Origin of the sequence: Corallococcus terminator (assembly GCF_003611635.1) — a bacterium.
Lineage (GTDB): Bacteria > Myxococcota > Myxococcia > Myxococcales > Myxococcaceae > Corallococcus > Corallococcus terminator.
In genome coordinates this window covers 21104-27385 of the sequence record NZ_RAVZ01000110.1, presented here as the reverse complement: position 1 = coordinate 27385, position 6282 = coordinate 21104, and the positions used below count along the sequence as shown (strand labels likewise).

Genomic DNA, 6282 nt, shown 5'->3' with positions numbered 1-6282 from the left:
GCGCCACCGGACTTGGCGAGCACCTTCGTGATGGCGGCCGTCAGAGACGTCTTGCCGTGGTCCACGTGCCCAATCGTTCCGATGTTCACGTGGGGCAGGCTGCGATCGAACTTTTCCTTGGACATGAACCACTCCTCACGACGGCACCGGTGCAACCCCGGCGGTCTGGAACTTTGGGAGAACTCCCGAGCGGTGCTGCGTGTGCTTCAAAGCCGCTGGAACGTCAATACAATTCGCTCGGCGGCTTCCCCAGCGGGCGGGGCATCAACGGTTGAGCGCTGACTTGGGCGCCGCCGCGTAGTGCTTGAACTGCATGGTGTACGTCGCCCTTCCCTGGCTCTTGCTGCGCAGGTCGGTCGAGTAGCCGAACATGGCCGCCAGGGGCACCTCCGCCTGGATGGCCTGCACTCCGCCGGGCCGGGGGACCATCCCCAGGATCTTCCCGCGCCGGCCGTTCAGGTCGCCGATGACGTCGCCCATGGATGCCTCCGGGGTGAGGACCTCCGTGGCCATGATGGGCTCCAGCAGCACCGGCTGGGCCGCGCGGACCGCGTCCTTGAAGGCCAGGGAGCCGGCGATCTTGAACGCCATCTCCGACGAGTCCACGTCGTGCATGGAGCCGTCGTAGGCCTCCACCTTCACGTCCACCATGGGGTAGCCCGCCACGGGGCCGTTCTGCATGGCCTCCCGGGCGCCGTCGCGCGCGGCGTCCACGAACTCCTTGGACACGGCGCCGCCGGTGATGCTGTTGACGAACTCGAAGCCCTTGCCGGGTTCGTTGGGGGAGACGCGCAGCCAGATGTGGCCGTACTGCCCCTTGCCGCCCGCCTGGCGGATGTACTTGCCCTCCGCCGTCTGCGTCGTCGTCACGGTCTCGCGGTAGGCCACCTGGGGCTTGCCGATGTTCGCGTCGACCTTGAACTCACGCAGGAGCCGGTCGACGATGATCTCCAGGTGCAGCTCGCCCATGCCGGCGATGAGCGTCTGGCCCGTCTCCTCGTTGGTGCGCACGCGGAAGGACGGGTCCTCCATCGCCAACCGCTGCAGGGACTGGATGATCTTGTCCTGGTCCGCGGTGGACTTCGGCTCGATGGCGATGTCGATGACCGGCTCGGGGAACTCCATCCGCTCCAGCACGATCTGCTGCTTGTCGTCGCAGAGCGTGTCGCCCGTCGTCGCGAGCTTCAGGCCGACCACGGCGCAGATGTCACCGGCGTAGCACTCGGTGAGTTCGTCCTTCTTGTCCGCGCGCATCTGCACGAGCCGGCTGACACGCTCGCGCTTGCCCTTCACGGAGTTCCACACCGCCGTGCCCGCCTCCAGCTTCCCTGAGTAGACGCGCAGGAACGTCAGCGTCTGTGAAGAGAAGGACGGGTCGTTCATGATCTTGAACGCCAGCGCGCTGAAGGGCGCGTCGTCGCGCGTCTCGCGCACCGCGTCCTCACCCTTGGGCGTCTTGCCCTGGATGGGCGGGACGTCCAGCGGGCTGGGCAGGTAGTCCACCACCGCGTCCAGCAGCGGCTGCACGCCCTTGTGCCGGAACGCCGAACCGCAGAACACCGGGAACAGCTTCAGGCCCACACAGCCCTTGCGGATGGCGCGGCGCACCTCTTCCTCGGTCAGTTCCTGGCCCTCGAGGAACTTCTCCGTGAGCGCGTCGTCCTGTTCGGCCGCCGCCTCCAGCAGCTCCGCGCGCGCGGCCTCGGCCGCAGCCTGGAACTCCTCCGGAATCTCCACGATGTCGACCTTGCTGCCCTGCTCCTGCTCCTGGAAGACGAGCGCCTTCATGCGCACCAGGTCGATGACGCCCTTGAGCTTGTCCTCGGCGCCCAGCGGAAGCTGCATGCGCACGGGACGCGCGCCCAGCTTCTCGCGGATGGTGCCGACGGACATCTCGAAGTCCGCGCCCACGCGGTCCATCTTGTTGATGAAGCAGATGCGGGGGACCTTGTAGCGGTCCGCCTGACGCCACACCGTCTCCGACTGCGGCTCCACGCCATTCACCGCGTCGAACACCGCGATGGCACCATCGAGCACGCGCAGCGAGCGCTCCACCTCGATGGTGAAGTCCACGTGCCCGGGCGTGTCGATGATGTTCACGCGGTAGTTATGGCCCTCGCGCACCCAGAAGGCGCTGATGGCCGCGGACGTGATGGTGATGCCACGCTCGCGCTCCTGCACCATCCAGTCCGTGGTGGTGGTGCCTTCATGCACCTCGCCCATCTTGTGGATGGCGCCTGTGTAGAACAGGATCCGCTCGGTGGTGGTCGTCTTGCCGGCATCGATGTGCGCCATGATGCCGATGTTGCGGTAGCGCTCGAGGGGGAACTCGCGGGCCATGAGTCAGTTCCTTCCAGGGAGGCGGGAGGAACCGGAAGCGGCCCTCTCCACCGACCGATCGGACATCTCAGAGAACGTGCCGTGCTGACAAACAAAACCGCCCGGACGCTGGCAGCGCATCCGGGCGGCGACCGCGAAGCCCCTGACGGGACCTACCAGCGGTAATGCGCGAAGGCCTTGTTCGCCTCCGCCATCTTGTGCGTGTCTTCACGCTTCTTCACCGCGTTGCCGCGGTTGTTGGCGGCGTCGAGGATCTCGCCGGCCAGCTTCTCCTGCATGGTCTTCTCACCGCGCGCCTTGGCGTAGGAGATGATCCAGCGCATGCCCAGCGCGACGCGGCGATCCTGACGGACCTCCACGGGCACCTGGTACGTGGCGCCACCGACACGACGGCTCTTGACCTCAAGCACCGGCTTGACGTTGTCCAGGGCCTTCTTGAAGGTCTTGAGGGGGTCTTCCTTCGCGCGCTCCTCCATGAGGGCGAAGGCGCCGTAGCACACGCCTTCCGCGATGGACTTCTTACCCTTGCGCATCAGGTCGTTGACGAACTTGGTGACGAGCCGGTCCTGGAACTTCGGATCCGGGAGAATCTTCCGCTTGGCGACTACGCGACGACGAGGCATCTCTTCCCTTACGCCCCACTCCCCTCACTGAGGGCAGCTTGATGGGGCTTCAAGACTTGGACTTCCAGGGACACTCCCCAGGGTGTGGGGCCAGCGTCCAAACACAGCTTCAAGGACAGCGAAGGTGTTCCGCGCCAACGACGCGCGGGGGACCGACTAGCTGGGACGCTTCGCGCCGTACTTCGAACGGCTCTGCTTGCGACCGGCAACGCCCACGGAGTCCAGCGTGCCGCGGATGATGTGGTAGCGAACGCCCGGGAGGTCCTTCACGCGGCCACCGCGGATCATCACCACCGAGTGCTCCTGGAGGTTGTGACCCACGCCGGGGATGTACGAGGTGACCTCGATCCCGTTGGTCAGACGAACGCGGGCCACCTTGCGGAGCGCGGAGTTCGGCTTCTTCGGAGTCGTGGTGTAGACGCGGGTGCACACGCCGCGCTTCTGGGGGCACTCCTTCAGGGCAGGGCTCTTGCCCTTGATGTTGAGCTTCTCGCGGCCCTTGCGGACGAGCTGGCTGATGGTCGGCACTGAAACCTCTTCTTCGATGGGAACCGCTTCCGGATACACGAAAGCGGAGCATATCTACCTACAGGCTACAGAAAGGCCCGCGAGTATAGGGGGGGGCCCCCGGGTGTCAAGCATGGCTTGCCCCTGGGCCAGAAGCGGCCAGAGGACCCCGGGTTGATTCCACCAGACACCCGAAAAACCTGGGACTGCGACAACGGCCGGACGCTCTACTCCGCGCAACCCTAGAAGTCGAGGACCATCACGATCGCATCCTCGCCCTCGTCCGCGTAGTAGTTCGGGCGGACGCCGACCGCCCGGAAGCCCAGGGAGCGGTAGAGGTTGAGCGCGGACTCGTTGCCCCGGCGCACCTCCAGGGTGGCCAGCGAGCAGCGGCGGCCCACGCCCCGGCGCAGCACCTCCTCCATCACCGTGCGCGCGACGCCCCGGCGCCGGTGGACGGGGGCAGTGGCCACGTTGAGCACGTGGACCTCGTCGTGGACGATCCAGAAGATGGCCAGGCCCAGCAGCTCCACGCCGCCTTCGGGCAGGGGCTCCTCCACGAGGAGGATGGTGGACCAGTCGTGCTGGAGTTCGCGCCCGAGCAGCTCGTGGGACCAGGGATTCTTGAAGGACGCCTTCTCCAGCGCCATCACCGCCGGCATGTCCTCCACGGTCATCTGCCGGATCACGAAGCCCTGCGCCTTTTCGGGAGTTCCGTCCTCCCGGAGCCGTCTCATCGCCGTGCCTCCCGCGCGAAGGGCGCCACGCGCCGCACCTGCGCCGACTTGCGTACTTCAGCCAGGGCCTGGGCCGCCAGCTCCCCGTAGCGCGCCCGCACCAGTTGTTCGCGGATGGCCGTGCGCGCCGCCTGGTCGAACTCGCCGGGGTACAGGTCCCGGTGTTCGTCGTAGTGGTGGCGCACCTCCGCCTCGCTCACCTGTGCCTTCAACCGGACCCGGCTGTCCAGGATTCGCTCCGCCCGGAGCCCCCGTGTCAGCACGGCCACCAGGGCGTCCTGGTCCACGTCGTGCCGAGCAAGGAAGCGCCGCAGCGCCTCCTCCCCTCCCAGCCTTGTGCGGAATGCGTCCAGCCGGCCCTCCACCTCCGAGGGCTCCGCCGGGAAGGCCTGGAGCCGGTCCGCGCCCAGGACCTGGATGCGCTGGTTGATGGACAGCTCCAGGGCCCCCTGGAGCGTCTGCTCGTCCAGCGGCAGGGCGGCGACCCGCACGGCCCCTCGCTGGATCAGCGCCACCCGGGCCTCCATCTCCAGCTCGCTCTGGGTCAGGACCTGCCCCTCGATGACCGCGACGACCCGGTCCACCACCCTGCCCTCCCGGGCGGGGGCGTCCGGGGGCGCGGCGTGGGCCGCCGTACCGGGCCAGAGGGGGGTCCCCAGGAGCCAGCACGCCAGCCACAGGGGGACCGTTCGACGCCCGCGCGGTGCTGGCATGGCCTTCCTCATCTTCCGGCGACTGTAACCATCCCGGCCCTGTCTCGACATCCCGTGCTGGCGCTCACCGACCCACTGGTTACGTTCTTGGCTGTCGGGTACTGCACGGCGAGAACTATGGCGGACGACTACTACCAGATTCTGGGCGTGCCACGGACGGCGTCCGCGGACGAGCTCAAGAAGGCATTCCGGAAGCTGGCGCGCCAGCACCACCCGGACGTCAACCCCGGGGACAAGGCGGCGGAGGAAAAGTTCAAGCGCATCAACAGCGCCTTCGAGGTCCTTGGCGACCCGAAGAAGCGCGCGCTCTACGACGAGTTCGGCGAGGACGCGGAGAAGATCGGCTTCGACGAGAAGAAGGCCACCGCCTACCGGCAGTACCGGGCGGCCCAGGCGGCCGGGGGCAGCGGCAGCGGGGGCATTCCCTTCAGCACCGAGGGCGTGGACCTGGGCGACCTGTTCAACGACATCTTCGGGCGGTCAGGAAGCGGTGGGCACGGCGGCGGCTTCGACGTGGGCGACCTCTTCGGCCGGGGTCGGGGTGGCAGCCGGTCCACGGCGGCCGAGCGCGGCGACGACCTGACGACCAAGGTCCAGATTTCGCTCGCCGAGGCCGTCTCCGGCACCGAGCGCACGCTGTCCCTCCAGCGCCCGGGACGCTGTAGCAAGTGCCAGGGCGAGGGGCACACCGGGAAGCTCGTCAGTTGCCCCACCTGCAACGGCACGGGCCGGGCGCGACGGGGCGGGGCCATGTTCGGCGGCTCGGGCGTGTGCCCCACCTGCCATGGCAGCGGCCGGGCGCCGGAGCCCTGCTCGCAGTGCGGGGGCAGCGGCATCAAGGAGGAGACGACCCGGCTGACGGTGAAGATTCCGGCGGGCGTCCTGACGGGCTCCAAGGTGCGGCTTGGCGGCCAGGGCGCGGCGGGCGTCCATGGAGGGGCTCCTGGCGACCTCTACATCGAGACCGAGGTGGCCGAGCATCCGCTGGTGCGCCGCGAGGGCGACGACCTGTCCATGGATCTGCCGGTGACGGTGGCCGAGGCGCTGTTGGGTGGCGAGGTGCGCGTGCCCACGTTCCAGGGTGAGGTGACGTTGCGGGTGCCCCCCGGTTCGCAGTCCGGCCGGAAGATGCGGCTCAAGGGGCGCGGCGTGCCGTCGCTCCGGGGCGGAACGCCCGGCGACATGTACCTGATCCTCCAGGTGAAGGTGCCCGAGGACGTCACCGACGAGGTCCGCGCCGCAGCGGAAACGCTGGCGAAGGGCTACCGGGGCGACGTGCGCCGGGAGTTGAACCTGTAGTTGTGGTTGCCGCGTGGTACCTCTTGTTGCCTCTTGTCCTGGAAGGCGCCCCGTCCTACATGG

At 68.1% G+C, this 6282-nt stretch carries 7 protein-coding genes; 1 reads left to right on the top strand and 6 read right to left on the bottom strand.

What is annotated here, in order from left to right:
- The 6 genes from D7V88_RS17535 to D7V88_RS17510 all read right to left on the bottom strand — a co-directional run.
- Window positions 1–125: GTP-binding protein (locus tag D7V88_RS17535; RefSeq protein ID WP_233601620.1), on the bottom strand; the 125-nt coding region annotated here is incomplete at its 3' end.
- A 139-nt stretch (window positions 126–264) separates the two neighbouring features.
- Complete coding sequence (gene fusA / locus D7V88_RS17530; RefSeq protein ID WP_120541789.1) at window positions 265–2340, bottom strand: elongation factor G; 2076 nt, start codon at window positions 2338–2340, stop codon at window positions 265–267.
- A 152-nt stretch (window positions 2341–2492) separates the two neighbouring features.
- A complete protein-coding gene (gene rpsG, locus D7V88_RS17525; RefSeq protein ID WP_120541788.1) occupies window positions 2493–2963 on the bottom strand; it encodes a 30S ribosomal protein S7 in 471 nt (156 codons plus the stop codon).
- Between the two features lie 156 nt (window positions 2964–3119).
- Window positions 3120–3491, bottom strand: a complete 372-nt coding sequence (rpsL, locus tag D7V88_RS17520; protein WP_014395857.1) for a 30S ribosomal protein S12 — start codon at window positions 3489–3491, stop codon at window positions 3120–3122.
- A 221-nt stretch (window positions 3492–3712) separates the two neighbouring features.
- Window positions 3713–4207: a ribosomal protein S18-alanine N-acetyltransferase gene (gene rimI, locus D7V88_RS17515; protein ID WP_120541787.1), complete on the bottom strand. Its 495-nt coding sequence runs from the start codon at window positions 4205–4207 to the stop codon at window positions 3713–3715.
- Entirely contained in the window at window positions 4204–4920 is a 717-nt protein-coding gene (locus tag D7V88_RS17510) for a hypothetical protein (protein WP_120541786.1), read from the bottom strand. The genes rimI and D7V88_RS17510 overlap by 4 nt, the downstream gene beginning before the upstream one ends.
- A 117-nt stretch (window positions 4921–5037) precedes the next feature.
- On the opposite strand from D7V88_RS17510, the gene D7V88_RS17505 reads away from it, so the two are divergent.
- Entirely contained in the window at window positions 5038–6219 is a 1182-nt protein-coding gene (locus tag D7V88_RS17505; protein WP_120541785.1) for a DnaJ C-terminal domain-containing protein, read from the top strand.
- The last annotated feature ends 63 nt before the right edge of the window (window positions 6220–6282 follow it).

Bases quoted from the DNA above. Each gene is read 5' to 3' on its own strand.
- D7V88_RS17510 (WP_120541786.1), bottom strand. From the start codon at position 4,920: ATGCCAGCACCGCGCGGGCGTCGAACGGTCCCCCTGTGGCTGGCGTGC.
- rimI (WP_120541787.1), bottom strand. From the start codon at position 4,207: ATGAGACGGCTCCGGGAGGACGGAACTCCCGAAAAGGCGCAGGGCTTC.
- fusA (WP_120541789.1), bottom strand. From the start codon at position 2,340: ATGGCCCGCGAGTTCCCCCTCGAGCGCTACCGCAACATCGGCATCATG.
- rpsG (WP_120541788.1), bottom strand. From the start codon at position 2,963: ATGCCTCGTCGTCGCGTAGTCGCCAAGCGGAAGATTCTCCCGGATCCG.
- D7V88_RS17505 (WP_120541785.1), top strand. From the start codon at position 5,038: ATGGCGGACGACTACTACCAGATTCTGGGCGTGCCACGGACGGCGTCC.